Below are 24,971 nucleotides of genomic sequence, written 5' to 3' on the forward strand. Positions count from 1 at the left end.
GGCATGTTTGTTCTGTGCTTATCCCCGTGCCCGGATGGTCTGAGAGTTATGGGCAAACGTGATCAAGTTCTTCACAACGGATGGCAAGTTCAGCTTCCTCAAAGTTGGCGCGCAGGCGCTGGTTCTGGTGGCCTTGGTGGCCGGCGTCGTTGCCTTTGTGGGCAACAACAAGACAGTCACCCTCAACGTTGACGGCAAAGTGAGCTCCATCCAGACCTTCGGTGGCACGGTTGACCAAGTGGTCAAGGCTGCCAAGGTCGAGTTGAAGAACGACGACCGGGTGTCGCCTGCCCTCGACACCCGCGTGGAAAACGGCTCTGTGGTCAACGTCAACCTGGCCAAGGCCGTGTCCATCGAACTGGACGGTGCCCGCAAGACCGTGAACACGAACGCTCCTGACGTTGCCGGGCTCGTCACTGAACTCGGCGTGGCCAGTTCCTCCGAGATTTCGCAGCCCAAGGACGCCTCATTGGCCGTCGAAGGTTCGTTCGTTTCGATCTCGACGCCAAAGACCATCAGCCTGGTGGCCGACGGCAAGGACACCAGCACCACAACCACAGCGTCCGACGTCGCAGAAGTCCTCAAGGACGCGGGCATCACCCTTGGTGCCAGCGACCGCGTCTCCCAGCCGAGCAATGCCCCCGTCATCCAGGACATGGTGATCAAGGTCTCCCGCGTGGACACCAGCAAGACGGCCGATGCCACGGAGGAAGTTCCGTTCGACAGCGTGCGGACGGATAGCGCCGACCTCTACAAGGGCGAAGAAAAAGTGACCCAGAAGGGCGTCGCCGGTTCCGTGGTGAAGACGTTCAAGCTGGTCCTGGTGGACGGTCGTGAAGCCTCCCGGACGCTGGTCTCCAGCAATGTGACCACCCAGCCGGTCACCGAAAAGGTGGCCGTTGGCACCAAGGCACGCCCCGCGGCCACTCCCGCCAAGGCCGTCTCGGGCGCAGCCACGGGTGCGCCGAACGAAGCCATGTGGGACAGGATCGCCCAGTGCGAGTCCGGCGGTAACTGGGCCATCAACACGGGCAACGGCTACTACGGTGGACTGCAGTTCTCCAGCCCCACGTGGCTGGCCAACGGTGGTGGCGCCTATGCCCCGACGGCAAACCTTGCCAGCAAGGCACAGCAGATCGAGATCGCCAACCGCCTCTACGCCAAGAACGGCCTCCGTGACTGGGGCTGCGCCGGCGCTGCCTGATCCCGCGCAGGCGATACGATACCTAGGTGACTGAACCGAATTCCGAACCCGCCGCCGTCGCGCCTTTGCTGGGCGCAACTGACATCCGACGGTTAGCCGAGGAAATCGGTGTCCGCCCCACCAAGACCTTGGGGCAGAACTTTGTGATCGACGGCAATACCATTCGCAGGATCGTATCCGCGGCCAACATTGACGCGTCGGAGACTGTCCTCGAAGTGGGCCCCGGCCTGGGCTCGTTGACGCTTGGGCTGCTCGACGCGGCACGCGAGGTTGTCGCCGTCGAAATCGATCCTGTGTTGGCGGGGAAGCTCCCCGAGACAGTGCGCGCTTGGCGGCCGCAGGCCGAAGACCACTTCCACCTGGTCCTCTCGGACGCCATGAAAGTGACCGAGCTGCCCGTTGAACCGACCGCCTTGGTGGCCAACCTGCCGTACAACGTCGCTGTACCTGTGGTCCTGCACTTGCTGCAGCACTTCCCGAGCCTGCGCCACGGCCTGGTCATGGTGCAGGACGAGGTGGCCGACCGCCTTGCCGCCGCTCCTGGCTCCAAAATCTATGGGGTGCCGTCGGTCAAGGCCGCCTGGTACGGGCAGATGCGCAAGGCCGGCGTGATCGGCATGAACGTCTTCTGGCCTGCACCCAAGATCCACTCGGGACTCGTGGCTTTCACCAGGCACGAACCGCCTGTCACCCACGTCACGCGGGACCAGGTCTTCGCCGTCATCGATGCAGCGTTCGCACAGCGCCGGAAGACCCTCCGCGCTGCCTTGGCAGGATGGGCCGGGGGTGCCGTGGAGGCGGAGCGCTGCCTGGTTGAGGCGGGAGTGGACCCCACTGCCCGCGGCGAGGTCCTGGATATCGCCGCCTACGTGCGCATTGCCGAAGCCCGCTACCCAAGGGACGCATGAGCACGGGCACCCGCAGCCTGCCCTTTGTGGGGGAGCGTTTCCATCCGCGCACAGTCCGTGTGAAAGCCCCCGGCAAAGTCAACGTGTCCCTCAACGTCGGTCCCTTGCGGCCGGACGGCTACCATTCCGTGGCCAGCGTCTACCTCGCGGTTTCCCTGTACGAGGAAGTCGCCGCCACCAGCACGGAGACCCCGGGCATTACGGTCAGCATCAGCCCGGACAGCACCCTCGACCTCGATGGCGTGGACATCCCCCTGGATGAGCGAAACCTCGCGCACAAGGCCGCTTCCCTCATGGCGGAGATGTCCGAAAAACCAACGGGCGTGCACCTGGAAATCACCAAGCGGGTTCCCGTGGCCGGCGGGATGGGCGGTGGATCCGCTGACGCCGCGGCCACGCTCCTGGCTTGCGATGCGCTCTGGGACAGCGGCCTGTCCCGCGAGGAGCTCGCCCACGTGGCGGCCGAGTTGGGCGCGGACGTGCCGTTTTCGCTCCTCGGAGGGACCGCCGTCGGGCTTGGCGTCGGGGACAAACTATCGCCCGCGCTGGCCAAAGCGCAGATGGACTGGGTCCTGGTCTTCGCAGAGTACGGCCTCTCGACACCTGAGGTCTTCCGCACCCTCGATGGTCTCCGTGATTCCGAAGGGGCAGAGATCCCGGAACCCGTGGACGTGGACCCCACAATCCTCCAGGCGCTCCGGAACGGCGATCCGGAAACCCTCAGCCGGGTTCTCCTTAATGACCTCCAACGCGCTTCGATCACCTTGGCCCCCCAGTTGAAGGACACCATCGGTTTGGGCGAAGCCCGGGGCGCGTTGGCCGGAATGGTCTCCGGTTCCGGGCCCACTATCGCGCTGCTGGTGCGGGATCCGGACTCCGCATCCGTCCTCGCCGAAGAACTCACGCACCGCGGCCACACTGCCATGGCGGTCCACGGTCCTGTACCGGGCGCCCGGATCATCTCCGATACTCTCCTCTAGTACGCACTCCAGCTGTAGAAAGTAGTACCCCTTGGCCCACCTTCTTGGCGGCGAAAACCTGACGGTTTCCTACGCGACCCGCACAGTCCTCGACGGCGTCACCCTCGGTTTGGAGGATGGCGACCGGATTGGCATGGTGGGCCGCAACGGTGACGGCAAGTCCACGCTCATGCGGCTGCTCGCGCAGCGATCCACCCCGGACTCCGGTCGGGTCACCAAGCGCGGCGACGTCAACGTGGGCTACCTGGACCAGGGCGACGTGCTCGACGGCGACTTGACCGTTGGCGCCGCGATCGTCGGCGACCGTGCGGACCACGAATGGGCCGCCAACCCGAAGATCCGCGAAATCATGGGCGGCCTGGTGGGGGATGTGGACTGGCGCGCCAACGTCCACTCGCTGTCCGGTGGGCAGAAGCGCCGCGTTGCCTTGGCCAAGCTCCTCATCGAAGACCACGACGTCATCATGCTGGACGAACCCACCAACCACCTCGACGTCGAAGGTGTGGCCTGGTTGGCACGCCACCTCAAGTCCCGGTGGCGTGCCAACCAAGGTGCCTTCCTGGTGGTCACCCACGACCGTTGGTTCCTCGACGAAGTCTGCAACTACACCTGGGAAGTCCACGACGCCATGGTGGACATGTTCGACGGCGGATACGCCGCCTACGTTTTGGCGCGCGCCGAGCGCGACCGGATGGCCGCCGTCGTCGAAAATAAACGCCAGCAGCTGGTCAAGAAGGAACTGGCCTGGCTTCGGCGCGGTGCGCCCGCCCGGACGGCAAAGCCGAAATTCCGCATCGAAGCTGCCAACGACCTCATTGCGGACGTACCGGAGCCCAGGGATTCGGTGGCTTTGAGCAAGATGGCGACAGCGCGTTTGGGCAAGGACGTGCTGGACCTTGAAAACGTGACCCTGGATTTCCAGGGCGGCGAGTCCGGGCAGAAACTCTTTGACAACATCACCCTGCGCTTGGCGCCGGGGGAACGCCTCGGGCTGGTTGGCGTCAATGGCGCCGGTAAGTCCACCCTGCTGAAGCTGCTCAACGGGGAGATCCAGCCGACGTCGGGCAAAGTGAAGCGCGGCAAGACGGTGGTTACTGCCGTCCTGACGCAGGACGTGAAGGAGCTCGACGAAGTTTCGGACCTGCGGGTCATCGAAGTGATCGAACGCGAAAAGCGGTCCTTCAGCGTTGGCGGCAAGGAATTCACTGCCGGGCAGCTGGTTGAGCAACTCGGTTTCACCAAGGAGAAGCAGTGGACACCCGTCCCGGATTTGTCCGGTGGCGAGCGGCGGCGTCTCCAGCTCCTGCGGTTGTTGGTGGGTGAACCCAACGTGCTCATGCTCGACGAGCCCACCAACGACCTCGACACCGACACCCTTGCCGCCGTCGAAGACGTCCTGGACGGTTGGCCCGGGACGCTGGTAGTGGTCAGCCACGACCGCTATCTCCTGGAACGCGTCACCGACCACCAGATGGCCTTGCTCGGCGACGGCAAACTTCGCGGACTGCCCGGCGGCGTGGACCAGTACCTCGAACTGCGGGAAGGGGCCCTTGCCTCCGGTGCCTTCGGCGGATCTACGGCGCCGACGGCGGCTTCCGGACCCGGTGCTTCGGCGCTGGCTGCGTCTGGACCCACCGAGGCCGAGAAGCGCGAAGCACGCAAGGACCTCAACAGGATCGACCGCCAGTTGGGCAAGATCGCGCAGCAGGAAGAAAAACTCCACACCCAGATGGCCGCGAAGTCCGAATCAGGCGACTTCGATGCCCTTGGTGAGCTCAACGCGAAGTTGCAGGAGCTGCTTGACGAGAAGGAAGGCCTGGAGCTCGAGTGGCTCGAGGCCGCCGAGGTCCTGGGCGAGTAACCCCTCCGGACGCTCTCTCACCAAACCGCCGCTTCCCGGGGGATGCTCTCTCACCAAACGGCCGCTTCCCGGGGGATGCTCTCTCACCTTTAGGGCTGGCTACGGCTGCGGTTCGTAGCCGATGAGCCAGTGGAGGCCGTGCCGGTCCTGGACTTGGCCGTCGATTGCCCCCCACGGTTTGGGCGTCAAGGGGTCGATGACCCGGCCGCCGTCTGACAGTTTGTGGAACCATTCGTGAAGTGTGGCCGGCTCCGCTGTGCCCAGCAACGAGAGCATGAGCCCCTCTGTTCGGAAGCTCGTCTCGCCATCAGCGGCGTCCGCACCGGCCAAGGCGACCCGGCCAGTGAGGACTCCGTGGGCGATGGCGTCTGCAGGGCCGTCGGATCGGCCGAATTCTGCATAGGTGTGGAGAGTCGCTTCTCCGCCGAAGACGTCCGCGTAGTAGCCAAGGGCCTCGCGTGCTGTTCCTGGAAAAAGGACGTAGATCTGGGGTGCTGTCATGAGCACATCCTACGGAGGCGTGGCGAAACCGTTATCCCATGCTGCCCACCGACGTCATGGGCTGCAATCAGCGAGAGAGCATCGGCCGGAAGGGGTGGTTTGGTGAGAGAGCGTCCGGGGGGAAGGGGTGGTTTGGTGAGAGAGCGTCCGGGGGTGGGGTTAGGGTTCGGAGCGGAGTTCGGGTTCTTTTTGCAGGCCGGTCAGGCCGTTCCACGCCAGGTTGACCAGGTGCGCGGCGACGGCGCGTTTATCCGGCTCGCGGCTGTCCAACCACCACTGGCCGGTCATGGCCACCATGCCCACGAGCATCTGGGCGTACATGGCGCCATCGGCGGCGCTGAAGCCGCGGCGGGCGAATTCGTCGGACAACAAGTGTTCAACGCGGGCGGTGACGTGGGAGAGCAGCGTGGAGAAGGCCCCCTCGGGCTGTGAGGGCGGGGCGTCGCGCATGAGGATCCGGAAACCGTCGGTGCGCTCCTCGATGTAGCCAAGAAGGGCCAAGGCGGCACGCTCCACGAGGACCCGGGGCTTGGCGTCGGTGCTCAGGGCCTCTGTGATGGAGTCCAGCAGGATCCGGAACTCGGTGTCGACAACCTGCCGGTACAGGCCCTCCTTGGAGCCGAAGTGCTCGTAGATCACGGGCTTGGAAACGCCTGCCGTGGCCGCAACTTCCTCGATGGTGGTCCCGTCCAGGCCCCGCGCGGCAAACAGCGCCCGGCCGATGCCGATGAGCTGCGCCCGCCTCTGCTGGCCGGTCATCCTGGCCCGGACCGCGGGTCCGTTGGTGCGGTGTTCCAAGGCCTCGGCGGGAGAGGTGGGCAGGGGGAGTCCAGTGCGCTTGCTCACGTGTCCATCATGCACCAAGCGCCGCGGCGGGACGCCGGACCCGCAGTTCACAACCCGGTAAAAGAGGGTCAAGTCGCGAAGCACGCAAAGGTCATGGCAAACTAGTTTCTTGTGTGTGCATCCCGGTGACCCGGGAAGGCCTCCGGACTTGCCGTTCGGACGTTGAAAGCACGCACGGTCCGCTCTGGTGTAACGGCAGCACCCCGGCCTTTGGAGCCGTGGAGTATAGGTTCGAATCCTATGGGCGGAACGGTCGGAAATGCGCTCCACTCTGTACCTGGAACGGCTTGAGCAGTGCCTGGGTCCAAAGCTTGGATGGCAGCATTCCGAAGCCGGATCATCCGGGACAAACCGAGCAAGGAGAGCCAGTACGTGAGCCCCGAAACCACCGGTCCCGCAGCAGTGATCGTTCTGGCTGCAGGTGCCGGAACCCGAATGAAGTCGCGGACTCCCAAGATCCTTCATGAAATCGGCGGCCGCTCCATGGTGGGCCACGCTCTCCTCGCCGCCCGGTCCATCAACCCCCAAAAGCTTGCCCTGGTGGTCCGCCACGAGCGCGACCGCGTTGCCGAGCATGTCTCCGCACAGGATCCCCAGGCCTTGATCGTGGACCAGGACGACGTTCCGGGCACGGGCCGCGCAGTTGAGGTTGCCGTGAAGGCCCTCGACGCCGAGGCCGAGCTGAGCGGCACCGTGGTTGTCACCTACGGCGACGTTCCCCTGTTGACCGGCGAACTGCTGGGCGAACTGGTCAGCACGCACGAGGCCGAAGGCAACGCCGTGACCGTCCTCACCGCCGTGCTGGACGACGCCACGGGATACGGCCGGATCCTGCGGGCCGAAGACGGCACCGTACTGGGCATCCGCGAGCACAAGGACGCCACCGAGGACGAGCGCGCCATCCGCGAGATCAACTCCGGCATTTACGCGTTCGACGCCGCCGTCCTTCGCAAGGCACTCGAAAGCGTCACCACGGATAACGCGCAGGGCGAGATGTACCTGACCGACGTCCTCGGTTTGGCCCGCGACGCCGGTGGCCGGGTCGCCGCCGTCGTTACTGACGACCGCTGGCAGGTTGAGGGCGCCAACGACCGCATCCAGCTCTCGGCTCTCGGCGCCGAGCACAACCGCCGCATCATCGAATCCTGGATGCGCGCAGGCGTCACCGTTGTGGACCCCTCCACTACGTGGATCGACTCCACGGTGACCCTCGACGAGGACGTCCGCCTGCTGCCCAACACGCAACTGCACGGTTCCACCACGGTGGCGAGGGACGCCGTCGTCGGACCCGACACGACCCTCACCGACGTGAACGTGGGCGAAGGCGCAAAGGTGGTCCGTACGCACGGCTCCGGCTCCACGATCGGCGCCAAGGCAAGCGTGGGCCCGTACACCTACCTCCGCCCGGGCACGGTCCTGGGGGAGACCGGCAAGATCGGCGCCTTCTACGAGACCAAGAACGTGACCATTGGCCGCGGCTCCAAGCTGTCCCACCTTGGCTACGCGGGCGACGCCGAAATCGGCGAGGACACCAACATCGGTTGCGGCAACATCACGGCAAACTACGACGGCGAGAAGAAGCACCGCACGGTGATCGGCTCGGGCGTCCGGACCGGTTCGAACACGGTGTTCGTGGCTCCGGTGACCGTGGGCGATGGTGCCTACAGCGGTGCCGGTGCCGTGATCCGCAAAGACGTCCCGGCAGGTGCCCTGGCCCTGAGCCTCGCCGCGCAGCGGAACGCGGAGGGCTGGGTTTTGGCCAACCGCGAAGGCTCCGTCTCCGCGCGCCTTGCCGAGGCCGCCCTGGAACCGCGGCTCGCAGCCGCCCCCACATCCTCACAATCCCCGGCAACCACAGAAGAGGGCACACAGGCATGAGCGAAATTACCGCACACGGCGAGAAGAAACTGGTTCTCGCCGCCGGAAGGGCACATCCGGAGCTGGCGCAGGAAATCGCGAAGGAACTCGAAACCGAGCTTCTGCCCATTGACGCCTACGACTTCGCGAACGGGGAAATCTACGTCCGTTCGGCCGAGAGCGTCCGCGGCACCGACGCGTTCGTGATCCAGGCGCACCCGGCGCCGCTGAACAACTGGCTCATGGAGCAGTTGATCATGATCGACTCGCTCAAGCGCGCCTCTGCCAAGCGGATCACGGTTGTTTCCCCGTTCTACCCGTACTCCCGCCAGGACAAGAAGGGCCGCGGCCGCGAGCCCATCTCGGCCCGCCTGGTAGCGGACCTGTACAAGACCGCCGGCGCCGACCGCATCATGTCCGTGGACCTGCACACCTCGCAGATCCAGGGCTTCTTCGACGGCCCCGTTGACCACCTGATGGCCATCCCTCTGCTGGCCGACTACATCCGCACCAAGGTTGAGGCCGACAACATCACCGTTGTTTCGCCGGACACCGGACGCGTGCGCGTCGCCGAACAGTGGGCCGAGCGCCTGGGCGGTGCCCCGCTGGCGTTCGTCCACAAGAGCCGCGACCTCACCGTGCCCAACCAGGCTGTTTCCAAGACGGTTGTTGGCCAGATCGAAGGCCGCACCTGCGTGCTGATCGACGACATGATCGACACCGGTGGAACCATCTCCGGCGCCGTCCAGGTCCTGAAGAACGCCGGTGCCAAGGATGTCATCATCGCCTGCACGCACGCCGTGTTCTCCGACCCCGCAGCCCAGCGCCTCGCGGACTCGGGTGCCCGTGAAGTCGTGGTGACCAACACGCTGCCGATCCCGGCTGAGAAGCGCTTCCCGCAGCTGACCGTGTTGTCCATCGCGCCGCTGATCGCACGTGCCATCCGTGAAGTGTTCGACGACGGTTCGGTCACGAGCCTGTTCGACGGCAAGGCATAACCCCGGCCGCTTGATACAACGGGCCATCCACCGCTCTTGGGGCGGAGGATGGCCCGTTTTCATTTTCCTGCGGGACCGCTGGTAAACTTTTGGCGATACCTTGGCGAGGGAGAGCATTCCGGCCTGCATGCAGGCAGCGTGTCTCCGTCATCGACTGGGTCTGAAACCTCCTTCGACGAAGGCGGGCCGGCGTTCAAGCCCCGGGCCCGCGGGCGTGGAAGGTCACTCCAGACCTCCGCCCTTGCTGATCACCCAACCGCCACCCGGCGGTACACCAGTAATCAAGGAGTACACATGTCTGAGCAGAAGCTCGCAGCAGAACTGCGCACCGAATTCGGCAAGGGCTACGCCCGCCGCGCACGCGTCGCCGGCCGCATCCCCGCCGTCATCTACGGCCACGGCGCAGAGCCCGTCCACGTAACCCTCCCGGCCCGCGAGACCACCCTGGCCGTCCGCGTTGCCAACGCCCTGCTGAACCTGGACATCAACGGCGAGGCCCACCTGGCCATCGTCAAGGACATCCAGCGCAACGCCATCAAGCAGACCATCGAGCACATGGACCTCCTGACGGTCCGCCAGGGCGAGAAGGTCACCGTGGACGTTCCTGTCCACGTCACCGGCGAAGTTGCTCCGGGTGCCGTTGCCAACCAGGAAGCCACCACCCTCTCCGTCGAGGCCGAGGCAACCCACCTGCCCACCGCCCTCGAGGTTGACATCGAAGGCCGCGAGGCCGGCGCGCACGTCCACGCTTCCGACGTCGTTCTTCCCAAGGGCGTCACCCTGCTGGTCGAAGCCGACACGCTCGTGGTCAACATCTCCGAGGCTGTTTCCGCTGAAGCTGAAGAAGCAGCCGAAGGCGAAGAGGCTCCGGCAGCTGAAGCAGCTGCTGAGTAGTCTTTGACTGCCTGAGGCTTTAGCCTTTCGAAGAGTGGCCGGGTCCCTGAGGGGTCCCGGCCACTTTCCTTTGCCTGACCTGTTCCACCCACCAGATTCCCTAGGATGAAAACCATGACTGACACTTGGCTGATCGTTGGCCTGGGCAACCCCGGCACTGAGTACAGCGGCAACCGCCACAACGTGGGCCAGATGGTCCTGGACGAGCTGGCCGCACGCATGGGGGGAAATTTCAAGGTCCACAAGTCCCGTGCCCAAGTGGTGGAAGGCCGGCTCGGAATCGGTGGACCGAGGGTGGTGCTGGCCAAGCCGATGACGTACATGAACGTCTCGGGTGGTCCGGTTTCGGCCCTGAGCAAGTTCTTCGACATTGCTCCGGACCACGTGATCGCCGTGCACGACGAAATCGACATCCCCTTCAACACGCTCAAGCTAAAGATCGGTGGGGGCGAAGGCGGCCACAACGGACTTCGGGACATCTCCAAAGCCCTTGCCACCAAGGACTATTTGCGCGTGCGCGTGGGCGTGGGCCGGCCTCCGGGACGGATGGACACCGCAGATTACGTGCTGCGGGATTTCGGAACGGCGGAGAAAAAAGAACTCCCGTTGCTGTTGGACGAAGCAGCCGACGCAGTGGAATTGCTCATGGCCCAGGGTTTGCTGGCCGCGCAGCAGAAACACCACCCAGCCCGTCCTTGAGCAAATCTTGAGGAAAGCCTGATCAAAGCCTTACGGTCGTAGGGACCCCAAGACCTACTAACTGTCGGCGCCCGGCGGTAGTGTGCATGGTACGCAGGGTACGCGGTGGGGACTGTCGGGATGTGTAGCGAGGGATGCGGGTGTCGGCGGAATTGCTAAACAGGAACGGGGGAGGCGCAGCCAGGGCTGCGGCTCCCGATCTTGTTGGCGGGCCGTCCGACCGGCAGACCTGGTCCCTCCTGGCCCGCAGCCAGGACCTCGCGAGGGCAAACAAGCACCTTGAATCACCCGATTCCTATGGCGTTGTCCTGACGGGCGAACGCGGAATCGGGAAGTCCGGGCTGGCCAGGGCCGTGGTGTCCTCCCTGGGTCCGAAGGTCCACAGCCTGCAACTGCGCAATACCTTGGCCAGTGGGCAGACTCCCTATGGCTGCCTCGGGTTCCTCCTGGCCAGGCTCCCGTCAGAGGCAGTGAGCACCCCCACCGGCATCCTCCACGCGGTCACGTCGCTGATCCGGGCCGAAGCCGGAGGACGCCAGACAGTCTTCATCGTGGACAACGCCGGCGGAATGGACCCCATGAGCACGGGCGTCCTGCTCAACCTCATGGCTACCGGCACCGCCAAGGTCATCGCCACAGTCCAGCGGGCCAGCGACCTCCCCGCCGACTTCCACCGCCTGGTGCTTGAAGGACAATTGGGCGAAGTCCACCTGAACACGCTCACCGAAGAACAGACCAAGCAGGTGCTTGGCTCGGTCCTGGGGCATTACGTCTCCTCAACCTTGGTGGGCTCGCTGCACTCCGCGGTCGGCGGAAACCCGATGCTCCTGCATGCCTTGTTGGACGAGCAGCGGCATTCGGGCAACCTGGTGCTCAATGACTCGGTGTGGACCCTTCGCGACCGCATCAAGCTCGAAGGCGCCACTGTAGTGGAGGACTTTGTGCGTTCGCGGCTGGCGCGTGAATCCCAAGCCAACCGGACCGTCGTCGAAATCCTTGCCTGTGCACGGCGTGCGACGCTCATGGACCTGGCCGCGATCTTCAGCACGGAAGTCCTGGTGGAGATGGAGGATTCTGGCCTGCTCAAGGTGGACCGCTCCGGAGAGCACTGGGTTTCGCTCCGGGACCCCTACCTGGGCGAAGTGGTCCGTGGATGGCTCAGCACCAGGCGCCGCCGGGAACTCCGCCTCATGCTCCTGGGGCCCAAGGAGCCGGAACTGTACGGCCTGGCGCCCCAGGACCTGCTGAGCTACGCGGCCTGGATGCACGAGTGCGAGGACGAGCCCTCGCCGTCCGCCTCCCATGCCCTCGCCGCCGGACGCGCTGCCTTGGACGAGTACGATCCGAACTTCGCCATCCAGTGCATCGTGTCCCTCGACCCCAAGGACTCCGAATGGGTGGCCGGCCAGCGGCTGAAGGCGGCGGCCTACCTCATGCTCGACCTCCCGCTGCACGCCGCGCAGGCACTGGACGAGGTTTCCGAAGCCCACCTGGCTCTCCTCGGACCCATGGACTTTGCCGAGATCACGGCGGCCAAATGCCAGGCCATGACGTGGATCGATGGCCGCTCCGCCATGGTGCCTGGGGTGATCACGGAGGCACGCGAATCACTTGCCACGATGGAAGCCACGGGAAGCCACACCGACGAGGAGCTCTCCCGGGCCCGCAACAGGCTCAACCTGTGCAATTACGAGTACCAGACGTACATGGGCGAGTACGCCGACATTGTGGAGGCCCTGGAACTGGAGCATGCCCAGGAGCCAGGTGAGGACCCCGAGCACTGGTTAAGGTGCGGATTCTTCCTTATTGAAGCCCGCTGCATGATGGGCCGGGAACTCGAGGCGCAGCAACTGGCGCGCACCATGTCCAAGCATCTGCGGGAGGCCGGCAGCACGCCCTCCTTGGAAGAAGCGTTCGCCAAGCATACTTTCCTGGTGCTGCTGCTTTCGGGCCAGTGGCGCAAGTGCATCGAACTCATGCGCCGCGCACCTTCCAAGCCCTCGCGACTGCAGTTCCGGGGCGCCGTGACGGAGCTCGGCATTGGGCTGGCATACGCTTACGCCGGCAAACCGTCGTGTGCCATCGAGCCCCTGCGTTCGGCCGCTGCGCAACTTGAATTGCGCCCCGCCATGAACCTGGTGAAGGTGGCCTACGCTGCCACTGCCTTCGCCTACGCGCAGTTGGGGAACGCCTTGGAGGCGGGCCGCTACCTGGACCTGTACCGGACGTGCCGGGGGACAGGGACCTATTTTTCCGAATCGGTCGCAGAATTCTGCGCGGAAATGGCCGGGCGCTGGATGGGCGATCCCGAAGTGAAGCAGCGGCTGCTGGCGAAGGTCCAGCTGGATGTGGCCAAGCAACGGTTCACCACCGCCGGCATTTGCCTCTTCGGCGCCACCGTTGAAGGCACGGACGCCGAGTACCGCTTCCTGGAAGACATCGCCGGCAGCCGCCAGGGTCCCTTGGCGAAGATCTCCGGCGACCTTGCCCGCGGCTCGCTGACCCGCAGCTCCCGCTCGCTCCTGGCTGCCGCGGATGCCGCCGCAGCGCTTGACCTGCTGGTGGTTGAGGCCCGCTGCGTGGCCATGGCCTTGGACTTTGCCCGTGACGCCGGCGAGACCACTACGGCACGGACGGCCCAGCTTAGGCTCGAACGACTCGAACAATCGGTATCGGCCCTGCCGATCCAACCTCGCAGCGACGCGCCGGTTCTCACCGAGAGGGAACGGCAAATCGCCAAGCTTGCTGGAAAGGGTGTCAGCAACCGTGAAATCGCAATGGATATTGGGGTGTCTGTGCGGACAGTGGAAGGCCACCTCTACCAAGTCTTTACCAAGCTGGGCGTATCGTCGCGGGGCGAGCTTAATGGCCTCCTGTAACGGCGCGACGCCGCCCTCGAGCATGGGCGCTGCCCATGCAGGCTGAGCACCTCGTAGGCCGGGAAGCAGAGCTGGACCTGGCAACGGAAATACTGAGGCAGGAGGGGGCAGGAGCCGTACTGCTCCTCGCGGACCCGGGAATTGGAAAGACTGCCATGGCAGCGGAGATCGCAGCCCGGCTGGCCGACGAAATGGTGGTGATGCGCGTCCACGGGAGTCCCGCCTTGTCTGCGGTTCCGTTCGGCGTCCTGTCCCCGTACCTGTTGGACCTGCCCGTGGACCAAGCCACCTCTCCGGTGGCCATCCTGCGCGAATTCTGGGCCCAGTTCGAGAAACGCCGCGGCAGCGCCGGTGCCCGCCTCCTGCTGGTGGTGGACGACGCGCACGACCTCGACGAGGGAAGCACGCAAATCCTGGCTGAACTCGTCACGGCCGGCTGGGCGCGGCTTGTTGCCACGAGCCGGCCGCGGCCCGGTCTGCCCGCTGCGCTGCTCCAGCTTTGGTACGACGGCCTGGCTGAACGGCTGGAACTGCACCCCCTGGAGAAGGACACGGTCACGGAACTGGCCGAAAAAACCCTGGGTGGCACGGTCATGGCCAGCACCGTGGATGTGTTGCATTCGGTGTCCGAAGGGAACCCTTTGCTGTTGAGGTCCCTCCTGGAGGATTCGAAAGCGGAGGGCAACCTGGTCCGGCGCAACGGGGTGTGGTTCCTGACCCGCGCCCTGACGGGCAATGGCGAGGGCTTGGCCGAGGTGGTCCGCAACAAGGTGCTCAGGACCAGCGAAGCCGAACGTGACGCGATGTACGTCATTGCGTTGTCCGAACCCGTCCCGGCCGCCGTGCTGGACTCCCTGGTAGGCAGGGACACCGTCCGCTCATTGATGGACAGTCGGTTGGTCCTGACCACCAATGGAGCAGGCAGCCCGTTGAAGATGTGGCACCCCATGTACGGCGAAGCCCTGCGCCAGATCGTTTCGCCGGCCCGCAGCCTGCAAATCCGCCAGAGCATGGTGCAGCACCTGATGACCGAGCCGGCCACGGCGGAGGGGTTGCTCCGGATGGTGAGTTGGGCGCTGGACTGTGGTGCCGACGTCGACGATGAACAACTGCTGCAAGCGGCGTTCCTTGCCGCGAAACTGCTGCAGAACCCCCTTGCCATGGCTGCCGCGGAGCGTGTCCGCTCGGAGGCGCTGCGGCCCCGCGCCCGTGCCGTGATGGCGATGGTCAACTACAACGACGGCGACTACCGCAGTACCGTCCGGCTGCTGGAGGAAGACGCGGGTTTCCTTGATGCTGACCCGACAGGCCCCCTGGGTGCCGGCCTCCTGTGGGCCGCGGCGCGCTCAGCAGTGGGGGACAGCTCCGAAGAGATTGTGGCAGACGTCCGGGCGGCAGCCGATGCCCTGGCCGGGCGCCACGCTGCTGACCAGGTCCTGGTAGGCGAGATCCGCCGTCACGCTTTTGCCCTTGAACTGGCCGCGCTGGCACATGACGGCCGGTACGCCGAGCTCAGGGATGGGCTGGACGCCTTCGAATCCGGGCTGGGGCAGGACGAACCCGACTTCGTCATGAGCCAACTGTTCCTCCTGGCCATGCGGTGCGAACTCCTGATGGTGGAGGGCCAGCCAGTCCAGGCGCTGGACAAGGGCAGGGATGCCTTGGTGCTGCTGGATGAGCACAAGGACGATCTCCTTTATGTCAGCGACTTCATCCTGGTCCGTTACGCCTTGGCCGCCCTCGAATCGGGTGACTGGGCCGCGGCCGAAACCGCCCTGAACCGCTATGCCGCCAGCTCGGCGATGGGGCTCATTACCTTTGGCGGGGACATCCAAACCCTCAAGGGCCTTTCCCTGCTGCGCCAAGGCCGCTTGGAGCAAGCCGGACTCGTGTTGACGCCCGCTGTTGAGGCCCTGAAGGTCAAAGACCCGCAGAGGCTCCGCAGGCTCGGGAACGCGTTGGCTTTCTACGCCGCGGCCCGCTCCGGGAACACCGACCTGGCGCGGCGGCTGGGCAGGGAGCAAAGCTCGGCCGCGGCCGGTGGAGCCTACGTGGAAGCCATGGCCCAACTCTTCATGCTCGCCGGCAGGGAACACCTGGACAAAGGCTCCGGGTTGGACAAACTGCGCCAGATGGCAGATGCCTCGGCGCTGCACCACCTCCCTGGTGTCCTGCTGCAAAACCTGGTGCTCCGCGCCGAGCTGGGGGACCTGCAAGCCACGGAAGCCCTCCAGAACACTGCGTCCACCATGGGGGGCACATGGGCGAACGGTTGGGAATCTCTGGCATCTGCCCAGATGGCCGGGGCCGGCGACGGTTTCGTCAACGCTGGAAACCTGTTGGCCGCAGCAGGAATGCCCGGCCCTGCCGCAGTGGCTTTCGACCGGGCGGCGAACGCGTTTGATGCCGAGGGCAAACGTCCCGAGGCCAGGCAGGCCGCCGTGCTGCGCGATGTCAGCGAATCCAACCTCGGCGACGCCTTGGTCCACGATCCCCACACCGAAACTGACCGCTCCGTTCCGCTGACCCGCCGGGAACAGGACATCGTGGCGCTCGCCGTCTCGGGACTGACGGACCGGCAGATCGCCGAGAAGCTCATGGTTTCCGTCCGCACGGTGGAAGGCCACCTCTACCGCAGTTACGCCAAGCTCGGCATCCGGCGTCGTGAGGATCTGGGAGCTGCCGTCCGCAGCTGACGGTCACCTTCTGAGTACCGCCTCAACAGCTACCGAAACCACTTGCGCGCGGCAGCCCAAGTGATTTGCCCATTCAATGGAGTAACGCCTGCCTTTGCCGTGCCCGGACCAAGTAGTGCCCTCCCAAAGGACTGAGTACAAGAGAGTATTGCCGCCGAAAATCCCCGCAACTAATCGAGTACCAACTACTGGTGTTCTGGTTTTCGCCACACGGTTAACTGTTCTCAGGAAGAACGGTTAGCCCCAAGCATCGCCGGGATTCCCACCGCAACACCCGCATCGGTGGTCTCGTTGAGCCGATGCTCCGGCCGTCGCAAGACGGTCCGGCCCTGGACGAAGCCGGCGGCGACAGAGTCTTCTGAGACCGAGACTCTCCCCCCAGCCGTCGCCGGCTTCTAGGCCAGGGATCCGCACTTCGCGGAACACCAAACCCCTCCCGGACCAAGGGACTGCTGCTATTGGAGTGCGCATGCTGCCGGACCCCTGGCTGGACGAAGACACCGTCTCAGTCGGGCTGAGGCCACCGGCATTCCCGGACCGGAACCAACTGCTTGAGCTCATCCTCGCAGCCGTACCGTCACCATCCACCAACGGCATTGTGGTGGTGGGGGACAAGGGATCCGGAAAGAGCCACTTGTTGCTCTCCATCCAGGCCGGCCTTCCGGAATCCCTGGACGTGCGCACGTTCGCCGGGAAACCGGAGCTTGAGACCACCAGGTTCGGGGCCTTGACGGCTGGCGAAGACTCCACGGACGAACACACGGTCCTCCCGGGGCTGCACGTCCTCCGCGCGCTCACCCAGACCCTGGGACCAGCAGACTACTTGTACACGCCTCCGCCGGGGCGTCGCCGCAGCAAGAAGCACTCGACGCCGTTACGCCGCGCCCCGCTGGTGCTGCTGGTGGACGATATCCACTACGTCGATCCGGCCTCCCTGGCGGTTCTGCTCCAGTTGATGCCGGGATTCGGTGCAACACTGGTAGCGACGGCGGACAGCCGCCGTCCCTTGCCCCAGGATCTGTACCAGATGTGGGAAGACGGATTCCTTGAGCAGTACTTCCTGCCGCCCTTTACCCTCAGCGAGGCCCACGCCCTCTGCCAGGAGATCTTGGCCGGCAAGGTCCAGCGCCGCGCGAGCAGCCTCCTTGCGGTCATGAGCGGCTTCAACGTGGGCCTCCTGAGCCTGGCAGTGGAGGACGCACGCCAGACGGGCCTCCTGGTCCTTCGCGATGGCTACTGGACCCTCGATGCCCGTGCCCACTGCCACTGGACCCGGGTGGTTGAACACATCAGGGCGGAGAATGCCAACCATCCGGAGGAGGAACGCCAGGCTCTCGAACTCATCGCGCTTGGGGAACCGGTCGCCTTGGACACGGTTGAGCGCAGCTATGGCCAGGGGGTGCTGGAACGCCTCCTGGCCGCCCACCACATCAGGTTGCTTCCAGGCCGGCCACCCATGGTCCGGACGAGTTCCTGGCTGCGGGGCGAGGCGACGCGGCTTTCCGTTCCCCGTTCGCGGAGTACCGCCCTGCGGCTTGGCATTGAAGGGCCGGCCGTGACCCGCGAGTCGGCGCCCACCATGCTCCGCTGGATGACGTGGACGCTCGACTCGGGCCTCGGGCTGTCCGATGAACTCCTGTTGTCCGCCGCGCCGGCCGCCGACCGGCCTTCAACCGCTGAGCTTGCCCTGCGGGCAGCGGAGGCCATCAAGGAGCCCGGCCTTCTGCAGGAGGCCAAGCTGCTCCGGGCAAGGGCCCTCGTTGCCGAGGGGCTGCTCCGGGAAGCGACCCCTGAACTTTGGGAATTGGCCACCTCCGGATCGCCCGGGGTGGTTAGGAACGACGCCGCGCACAGGCTGATGGCGCTGAGCCTGCTCGGAGCTGCCGCGGTTCCTGGGAGCGGCTTCGAAGACACGCCCGCCGACACGGCACGGTGGATCATGAGCGTCATCGATGAGGCCGAACGGCTCCTGGCGGCCGGCGCGGTTCCCCAGGCATTGGCGAACACGGCCGCCGCGATGGCCGCCGTGGATCAGGACCCTGCGTTGGAGATCTTCCGGCCCGGAGTCCTGCTGCGCCACGTTGTCTGCTTGCGCCACAATTTGGCATGGGGGCCCGTGGACGCGTTGCTGAATGCCCCCGGGTACCATGCCATGCCTGCGCACATGGCCGTCTGCCTGGAGGTGGCCCGTGGGTACGTGCAACTCAGCCAAGGACTGCCGCGGGCTGCGCGCCTGACGCTGCAACCGGCGGTAGCGGAACTGCCCGACGCCGGACTGCCGCCACTGCTGGGTTTCGCGGCGGCCATGCTGGCCTACTGTGAGGCGTTGTGCGGAGATCCCGTGCAGGCCAATGAGCGGATCGCCCAAAGTACGGCTGCATTGTTGAACACGCCTTCAGGGTTCTTTGGCCCGCTCAGCGAACTGTTCGTGGCTGCAGCACAGGACGCCGTCTCCCGGGGCTGGCACTCGGAAGGTGGCAGGTTGTTTGCCCTTGCCGGGGACTTCCATGGGCAAAGCCCCTTGCTGGAAGCCGAGGCGCTCTCGCTCCTGACGCTCAACGCGAGCAGCACCGCCGTCGACGATCTTGTGTTGCAGCGCCGGCTCGGGGAGCTGGGCTCCGCTGTCCAGGGTCCGGGTGGTTTGGCGTTGCGCACCTTCGCGCTGTCACTGCTGGACCATGACCCGAAGACGCTCGAGTCCGCCGGCCGGAGCCTCTCGGCGGACCGGCAGTTCGCGCACGCGGCAGTCTGCTACTCACGGGCGGCGAACGGTTATGAGGCCCGTACGCGGAGTGCGGCGAGCCGCCGGGCATCGGTGATGATGGAGCGTTTGCGGCACGCCTTTGAAAGCGAGGCCGTTCCGCCGCTGGGTTGGCTGCCGGGTACAGCCGGCCGCTGACGTGCCGGAACACACACTCCCGCGGGCGCATACCGTGGGATAATTGGGTGTCCCTGAAGGCTTTCCAAGGAGCGCCCCTTGACCGTCGTATCAACCCCCTCTTCACTGCAGCAGTCCGTGCACGCCATGGACAATGCGGAGGTTTTGCGGATCCGGAACGACTTCCCCGTCCTGGGCCAGCTGGTGAACGGCAAGCCCCTGGTCTACCTCGACTCCGGCGCCACGTCGCAGAACCCGCTCAGTGTCATCGAAGCCGAGCAGGAGTTCTACGAGCAACGCAACGCAGCCGTGCACCGCGGCGCCCACTTCCTGGCAGTCGAGGCAACCGAGGCTTTTGAGGATGCCCGCCAGACGGTGGCGGACTTCATCGGTGCCCTGTATGAGGAAACCGTGTGGACGTCGAACGCCACCGAGGGACTCAACCTCATCAGCTACGCCCTGTCCAACGCCGCGCTGTGGGCCGCGCAGGGGCGTGGCAGCTCAGCCCTGAAGGACCTCTCCTTGGGCCCCGGCGACGAGATCGTGGTCACCGAAATGGAGCACCACGCCAACCTGATCCCGTGGCAGGAGCTGGCGTTCCGGACCGGCGCCACGCTGAAGTACATTCCCATCACCGATGATGGCGCCCTTCGGCTCGACGCAGCGGCTGACATCGTCGGGGAGCGGACCCGCCTGCTCGCCTTCACTCACGCCTCCAACGTCCTCGGCACGGTCAACCCTGTGCGCGAGTTGGTGGCGCTGGCCCGTCGCGTGGGAGCCCTGGTGGTCCTTGATGCCTGCCAGTCCGTGCCGCACATGCCCATCGACGTCAAGGAACTTGACGTCGATTTCGCCGTGTTCTCGGGCCACAAGATGCTGGCACCTACCGGCGTGGGCGTGCTCTACGGGAAACAGGAACTGCTGGATGTCCTGCCGCCGTTCCTCACGGGTGGTTCCATGATCACCACGGTGACCATGGAGCGTGCCGAGTACTTGCCGGCCCCGCAGCGCTTCGAGGCGGGGACGCAACGGATCTCCCAGGCGGTGGCGCTGGCGTCCGCGGTCAATTACCTGTCCGAAACCGGCATTGACCGCATCCATGCCTGGGAATCGCACTTGGGCCAGCGCCTGGTGAAGGGCCTGGAGGGTATTGAGGGTATCCGCGTGGTTGGTCCCGCGTCCGGTTCCGAGCGGATTGGCCTGGCAGCGTTCGACGTCGCCGGCGTCCACGCACACGACGTCGGCCAGTTCCTTGACGATCGCGGCATCGCCGTACGCGTCGGGCACCACTGCGCGCAGCCGCTGCACCGCCGTTTGGGGCTGACGGCCACCACCCGCGCCAGCACGTACCTGTACAACACCACGGACGACGTCGACGCTTTCCTGGACGCGGTGTCCGGGGTGCGTGCGTACTTCCAGGCCTAACGGCGCTCCCTCAAACCTTCACGAACGGGCAAGCATCACCATGAGTCTCGACCAGTTGTACCAGCAGATCATCCTGGACCATTCCAAGCAGCGGCACGGCAGCGGGCTGGCCGAAACCGCCGCCCCCGCAGGCACCGCCACGGGGCAGTCGCACCAGCTCAACCCGGTTTGCGGTGACGAAGTGACCCTCCGCCTGGCCGTTGCCGGCGGCACCGTCAAGCAGGTCAGTTGGGATGGCGCCGGATGCTCCATCTCGATGGCCTCAGCGTCCGTCCTCAGCGAGATGGCCGAGGGCATGTCCGTGGATGAACTGCACGCCGTCATCGACAATTTCCGCGAAGTCCTGCGCTCCCGCGGCAAGGTCCAGGCCGATCCCGAGATCCTCGGCGATGCCGCGGCGTTCGAAGGAGTGGCCCGCTACGCCGCCCGCGTGAAGTGCGCCATGATTTCCTGGGTAGCTGCCGAGGACGCGCTGAACCAAGCCACGGCCTGACGCCTAACTGCGGGCGAAGACGTCAGGTACGCCGTCGCCGTCGTCGTCCCGTTGTTCCTCTGCCGCGACCTGCCGGTAGCGCCGGTTGCGGGCCTTAAGCACGACGGCGGCAAGCACCGCCGAGACCAGGGAACCTGCCAGGATGGCCACCTTGGCGTGGTCGTTGTGGGCGGAGCCGGCGCCGAAGCTCAATTCGCCGATGAGCAGCGAGACAGTGAAGCCGATGCCCGCCAGGAGCGCCAGGCCGAAGAGGTCGATCCAAGCGATGCTGGAATCCAGGCTGGCGCGGGTGGTCTTGGTGACCAGGAACGTGGTGCCGAAAACACCCACGGCCTTGCCCACCACCAGCGCAGCCACGACGCCCAACGCGACAGGATCCTTGAGGGCTGCCGCCATCCCGTCAATGCCGCCCAAGGCTACGCCCGCCGAGAAGAACGCGAACACGGGGACCGCGAATCCGGCAGAGAAAGGCCGGAGCCGGTGCTCGAAATGCTCGGCGAGGCCCTCTGCCGGTTCGTTCTTCTGCCCGCTGGCAAACACCGGCACGGCGAAGCCCAGCAGGACCCCGGCCACTGTGGCGTGGATCCCCGAGGCGTGGACGAAGCCCCACGTGGCCAGGGCCAGGGGGACGAGCAGGTACCAGGCCTTGACCCGTCGTTGAACGAGAACTGTGAAGAGCGCCAGCGGGGCCAATGCGGCGAGGAGCATGAGGGGCTGGAGTCCGGTGGAGTAGAAAAAGGCGATGATCCCGATCGCGATGAGGTCGTCCACCACGGCGAGCGTCAGGAGGAACGTCCTCAGCGCGGCGGGGAGATGCGTGTTGATGACTGCGAGTACAGCCAACGCGAAGGCAATGTCGGTGGCCGTGGGAATGGCCCAGCCCTTGAGCGTCTCCGCTCCTGATCCGAGGTTGAACAGCACGTAGATCAGGGCCGGGACAATGACTCCGCCAACGGCGGCCGCTACCGGGACAACCGCCTTGGCAGGTTTGCGGAGTTCCCCGGCGACGAACTCGCGCTTGAGTTCCAGCCCGGCGAGGAAGAAGAAGACAGCGAGCAAGCCGTCTGATGCCCAATGGCCCAGGCTGAGCTCCAAGTGCCAGGACTCGAAGCCGATCGTGAAGTCCCTGAGCGCGAAGTATCCGGCTGCGGCGGGGGAGTTGGCCCAGACCAAGGCGATGACGGTGGCCGCGAGGAGGAGGGCTCCACCGACTGTCTCCGTGCGGAGGATCGCAAGGATGCGCCGGTACTCGGGGTAGCTGGAGCGGGTGAAGATCTTGGTGGCGGTGTTCCGCGGGAGGGGCACGTTGGCTCCTTATCGGGTGCTGTGTCTCAGTCGGTTTGCGGGGAGCACAATGACTCCGCCGACCAGACTTCCCGGCACACCAATCTTCATTCTACCCAAGTAAGTAGCAGTAGAGCGCGTTATGACCGCTCATAACGCGCTCTACTGCGACACAGTTGGGTGAGGGTCAGGCGAGGAGACCTGCGACGCCGATGATCGCCGTCGCGAGGCCCAGCACCATGGAGATGGTCACCAGGACCACGTGCACCGTGAGGAACTTCGTGGCCTTGCCCGCGGCGTCGCGGGCCCGGGGGTCCTTCATGACGCGCTTCAGGAACTGGGGCCAAACAACCAATGACCATACGCCCGCCACGATCAGGATGATCGCGAGGATGGCAGGAAGCTGCACCCTAGTGGCTTTCGAGCCAGGCCTGGGCCTGCTGCGACTGGATGTTCAGGGCCTTGCCGACCATCGGTTCCGCGGCGTCGGCGATCTTGCCGCCGAGGAACGGAACGGAAGAGGTGACGTTGCCTTCGAGTTCGATGCGGGTGCTGCCGCCCTCGGCAATCAAGCGCTGGACAGCGGAGACGTCCAGGGGAGCGCCGGAGACCTTCAGCGCGATGGTGCTGGCACGCGAACCATCGGCGGCAGGAGCATCCCACTTCTCGGTCTGGGTCACGGTGAGGCTCTCACCGACGAACTTGCGGGCGATGTCCGGCAGGCGCGTCGTGGGAAGCGTGCGGACAGTGGTGGTGGTGAACGCGCCGGCGGTGTCACCGTCGATCGTGAACGATTCCAGGGAGCCGCCCACCAGTTCGCTCGTGTGGCGCAGGAAGTCTTCGTCGACGAAAACGGCAGCTACGCGGTCAACGCTGTGCGGCAGGGTGGTGGATGCACTCAGGGCCATGGGTCCTCCGTGGATTGGTGGTGTTAAAAGCTCTTTTGCTCCCACCCATCCTATGGGGTGTCGCTGGACACTCCCGAACCGGGCGTCTCCGAAGCCTCCTCCTGAAGCGCGGTGGCGGCTGCCGAAATGTTCCTCGCCATGGACGGAAAGATGAAGCCGTGGAAGGGATAAACCCCCAGCCAATACAGCCTTCCGGCCAGGCCCCGCGGGAAGAAAATGGCGCGTTGCTTGTACAGACTCCCGCCGCCGTCGGGCTCTACCGCCAACTCAAGCCACGCGCGGCCCGGAGCGCGCATCTCCGCCCGCAAGCGGAGCAGGTGGCCGCGGTCAATGGCTTCCACCCGCCACCAGTCCACCACTTCGCCGCTGCCCAGGGTCTTGGGGTGGCGGCGGCCGCGGAGCAGGCCCGCACCGCCCTGGAGCTTGTCCAGCCAGCCGCGGATCCTCCAGGCCAACGGGAGCGAATACCAGCCGTTCTTCCCGCCGATCCCTTCGATGATGGTCCACACATGGTCTGGTTTTGCGCCGCTGTGGAACGTCCGTTCGTCAAGGTACACCTTGTAGCCGGCCCAGTCGGGGTCGCTGGGCAGCGGATCGGCGTCGATGCCGGCGTTGGCCCACGTGGTCTCCACCTGGCCGTCGCGTTCCTTCCCCAGAGCCAAGGCGACGGCACGGCGATACGGCGTCAGGCCGCCGTCGGGCTGGGGAATGTAACGGTCGACGTCGTGCTCCCGCGAGACGGCGTCGTGCTGCAGCGACTGAACCAGCGGAAAGGACATGGACAACGGAATCGGAGTCACCAAGGCAACCCACAGGCCGGCCAGTTTAGGAGCCGGGACGGGCAGGGCGATCACCAGGCGCCGGGGGAGCCCGCGCTCCACGGCGTACTGGTTCATCATGTCCTTGTACTTCAGGACGTCCCGGGAGCCAATGTCGAACGAACGGTTGAGCTTGTCCGGAAGTGTGGCAGCGGCCACCAAATAGTGCAGTACGTCCCGGACAGCGATCGCCTCAATGCGGTTGTTGACCCAGCTCGGCGCGGGCATCACGGGCAAGGTGTCGGCCAAGTGACGGATCATCTCGAACGACGCCGACCCGGAACCGATCACCACGCCCGCTTGGAACACGATCGAGTCCACGGCCGAGTCGAGGAACACACGGCCCACTTTTTCCCTGGAGCGCATATGCGTGGAAAGCAGGGCATTGTCCGGGTGCAGCCCGCCGAGGTACACGATCCGGTCAACTCCCGCCTGCGTGGCCGCGCCGGCCACGAGCCTGGCCATGGACTCTTCCTTCGCTTCGAAGCCGCTGCCGGACGCCATGGAATGAACCAGGTAATAAAGCACGTCGACGCCGTTCAACGCGGTAGCCAGGCTGTGCTGGTGGTCGAGTGAGTCCTGGATAACCTCGACGTCCTGGATCCACGGAACGTCGGCGATCTTCTGCGGCGAACGGACCAGTACTTTGACGCGATGGCCCGCTTCAAGGAGCCGGGGGACGAGCCGGCCGCCAATATAGCCAGTGGCGCCCGTGACCAGCACGGTCTTGGACTGTTGCGGTTCGGAAGACTGCAAAGGGAACTCCTGGGGCTGGAGGGAGGGGTAGGCTGGAATAACCCGGCATTCATTCGAATTTCCGGGCATTTGTGTTGCCTGCCCTT

19 protein-coding genes and 1 tRNA gene are annotated in these 24,971 nt (G+C 65.4%); 14 read left to right on the top strand and 6 right to left on the bottom strand.

Annotated features, from left to right (window positions below; all coding sequences use genetic code 11):
• Window positions 1–58: 58 nt before the first annotated feature.
• From ACFVSJ_RS01270 to ACFVSJ_RS01285, 4 genes are read left to right on the top strand one after another with little or no spacing between them, the layout of a single operon-like run.
• Complete coding sequence (locus ACFVSJ_RS01270; RefSeq protein ID WP_387433429.1) at window positions 59–1,204, top strand: transglycosylase family protein; 1,146 nt, start codon at window positions 59–61, stop codon at window positions 1,202–1,204.
• 26 nt (window positions 1,205–1,230) lie between these two features.
• Entirely contained in the window at window positions 1,231–2,112 is an 882-nt protein-coding gene (gene rsmA / locus ACFVSJ_RS01275; protein ID WP_387433431.1) for a 16S rRNA (adenine(1518)-N(6)/adenine(1519)-N(6))-dimethyltransferase RsmA, read from the top strand.
• Window positions 2,109–3,092, top strand: coding sequence for a 4-(cytidine 5'-diphospho)-2-C-methyl-D-erythritol kinase (locus tag ACFVSJ_RS01280; RefSeq protein ID WP_387433433.1), 984 nt, complete (start codon window positions 2,109–2,111; stop codon window positions 3,090–3,092). The genes rsmA and ACFVSJ_RS01280 overlap by 4 nt, the downstream gene beginning before the upstream one ends.
• Window positions 3,093–3,123: 31 nt before the next feature.
• Window positions 3,124–4,953 (top strand): ABC-F family ATP-binding cassette domain-containing protein, encoded by a 1,830-nt coding sequence (locus ACFVSJ_RS01285; protein ID WP_387433436.1) that lies wholly within the window; start codon window positions 3,124–3,126, stop codon window positions 4,951–4,953.
• A gap of 99 nt (window positions 4,954–5,052) precedes the next feature.
• On the opposite strand, the gene ACFVSJ_RS01290 is transcribed toward ACFVSJ_RS01285, so the two are convergent.
• Entirely contained in the window at window positions 5,053–5,454 is a 402-nt protein-coding gene (locus ACFVSJ_RS01290) for a VOC family protein (RefSeq protein ID WP_387433438.1), read from the bottom strand.
• A 159-nt stretch (window positions 5,455–5,613) separates the two neighbouring features.
• Entirely contained in the window at window positions 5,614–6,300 is a 687-nt protein-coding gene (locus tag ACFVSJ_RS01295; RefSeq protein ID WP_387433441.1) for a TetR/AcrR family transcriptional regulator, read from the bottom strand.
• Between the two features lie 178 nt (window positions 6,301–6,478).
• Between ACFVSJ_RS01295 and ACFVSJ_RS01300 the strand changes: the two genes are divergently transcribed.
• The 10 genes from ACFVSJ_RS01300 (at window position 6,479) to sufU (ending at window position 21,119) form a co-directional block, all read left to right on the top strand.
• Window positions 6,479–6,550 (top strand) — tRNA-Gln (locus ACFVSJ_RS01300).
• A gap of 122 nt (window positions 6,551–6,672) precedes the next feature.
• Window positions 6,673–8,178, top strand: coding sequence for a bifunctional UDP-N-acetylglucosamine diphosphorylase/glucosamine-1-phosphate N-acetyltransferase GlmU (gene glmU / locus ACFVSJ_RS01305; RefSeq protein WP_387434154.1), 1,506 nt, complete (start codon window positions 6,673–6,675; stop codon window positions 8,176–8,178).
• A complete protein-coding gene (locus tag ACFVSJ_RS01310) occupies window positions 8,175–9,155 on the top strand; it encodes a ribose-phosphate diphosphokinase (protein ID WP_387433444.1) in 981 nt (326 codons plus the stop codon). Before glmU ends, ACFVSJ_RS01310 begins: the two co-directional genes overlap by 4 nt.
• A 294-nt stretch (window positions 9,156–9,449) precedes the next feature.
• Entirely contained in the window at window positions 9,450–10,049 is a 600-nt protein-coding gene (locus ACFVSJ_RS01315) for a 50S ribosomal protein L25/general stress protein Ctc (protein WP_387433446.1), read from the top strand.
• Window positions 10,050–10,163: 114 nt separating this feature from the next.
• Window positions 10,164–10,748 (top strand): aminoacyl-tRNA hydrolase, encoded by a 585-nt coding sequence (gene pth, locus ACFVSJ_RS01320; protein WP_387433447.1) that lies wholly within the window; start codon window positions 10,164–10,166, stop codon window positions 10,746–10,748.
• Window positions 10,749–10,882: 134 nt separating this feature from the next.
• Window positions 10,883–13,627 carry a LuxR C-terminal-related transcriptional regulator gene (locus tag ACFVSJ_RS01325; RefSeq protein WP_387433450.1) on the top strand — a complete coding sequence of 915 codons (2,745 nt, stop codon included), beginning with the start codon at window positions 10,883–10,885 and terminating at the stop codon, window positions 13,625–13,627.
• A gap of 35 nt (window positions 13,628–13,662) precedes the next feature.
• A complete protein-coding gene (locus tag ACFVSJ_RS01330) occupies window positions 13,663–16,323 on the top strand; it encodes an AAA family ATPase (protein ID WP_387433452.1) in 2,661 nt (886 codons plus the stop codon).
• Between the two features lie 469 nt (window positions 16,324–16,792).
• Window positions 16,793–19,222: an ATP-binding protein gene (locus tag ACFVSJ_RS01335; RefSeq protein WP_387433455.1), complete on the top strand. Its 2,430-nt coding sequence runs from the start codon at window positions 16,793–16,795 to the stop codon at window positions 19,220–19,222.
• A gap of 78 nt (window positions 19,223–19,300) precedes the next feature.
• Window positions 19,301–20,626, top strand: a complete 1,326-nt coding sequence (locus ACFVSJ_RS01340) for an aminotransferase class V-fold PLP-dependent enzyme (protein ID WP_387433457.1) — start codon at window positions 19,301–19,303, stop codon at window positions 20,624–20,626.
• 40 nt (window positions 20,627–20,666) lie between these two features.
• Window positions 20,667–21,119: a Fe-S cluster assembly sulfur transfer protein SufU gene (gene sufU, locus ACFVSJ_RS01345; protein ID WP_387433459.1), complete on the top strand. Its 453-nt coding sequence runs from the start codon at window positions 20,667–20,669 to the stop codon at window positions 21,117–21,119.
• A gap of 3 nt (window positions 21,120–21,122) precedes the next feature.
• Here sufU and nhaA read toward each other — a convergent pair whose 3' ends face one another.
• The 4 genes from nhaA to ACFVSJ_RS01365 form a co-directional block, all read right to left on the bottom strand.
• On the bottom strand, window positions 21,123–22,424 hold the full coding sequence (gene nhaA, locus ACFVSJ_RS01350; RefSeq protein WP_387433461.1) for a Na+/H+ antiporter NhaA: 1,302 nt from the start codon (window positions 22,422–22,424) through the stop codon (window positions 21,123–21,125).
• 166 nt (window positions 22,425–22,590) lie between these two features.
• Window positions 22,591–22,812: an SCO4848 family membrane protein gene (locus tag ACFVSJ_RS01355; protein ID WP_387433463.1), complete on the bottom strand. Its 222-nt coding sequence runs from the start codon at window positions 22,810–22,812 to the stop codon at window positions 22,591–22,593.
• A gap of 1 nt (window position 22,813) precedes the next feature.
• The gene (locus ACFVSJ_RS01360; protein ID WP_387433465.1) at window positions 22,814–23,311 is read right to left on the bottom strand and encodes a DUF2505 domain-containing protein; all 498 of its coding nucleotides are present in this window, start codon (window positions 23,309–23,311) and stop codon (window positions 22,814–22,816) included.
• Between the two features lie 50 nt (window positions 23,312–23,361).
• Window positions 23,362–24,954 (bottom strand): SDR family oxidoreductase, encoded by a 1,593-nt coding sequence (locus ACFVSJ_RS01365; RefSeq protein WP_387433468.1) that lies wholly within the window; start codon window positions 24,952–24,954, stop codon window positions 23,362–23,364.
• Window positions 24,955–24,971: the final 17 nt, after the last annotated feature.

Source organism: Paenarthrobacter sp. NPDC058040 (genome assembly GCF_042885775.1).
Classification (GTDB): domain Bacteria; phylum Actinomycetota; class Actinomycetes; order Actinomycetales; family Micrococcaceae; genus Arthrobacter.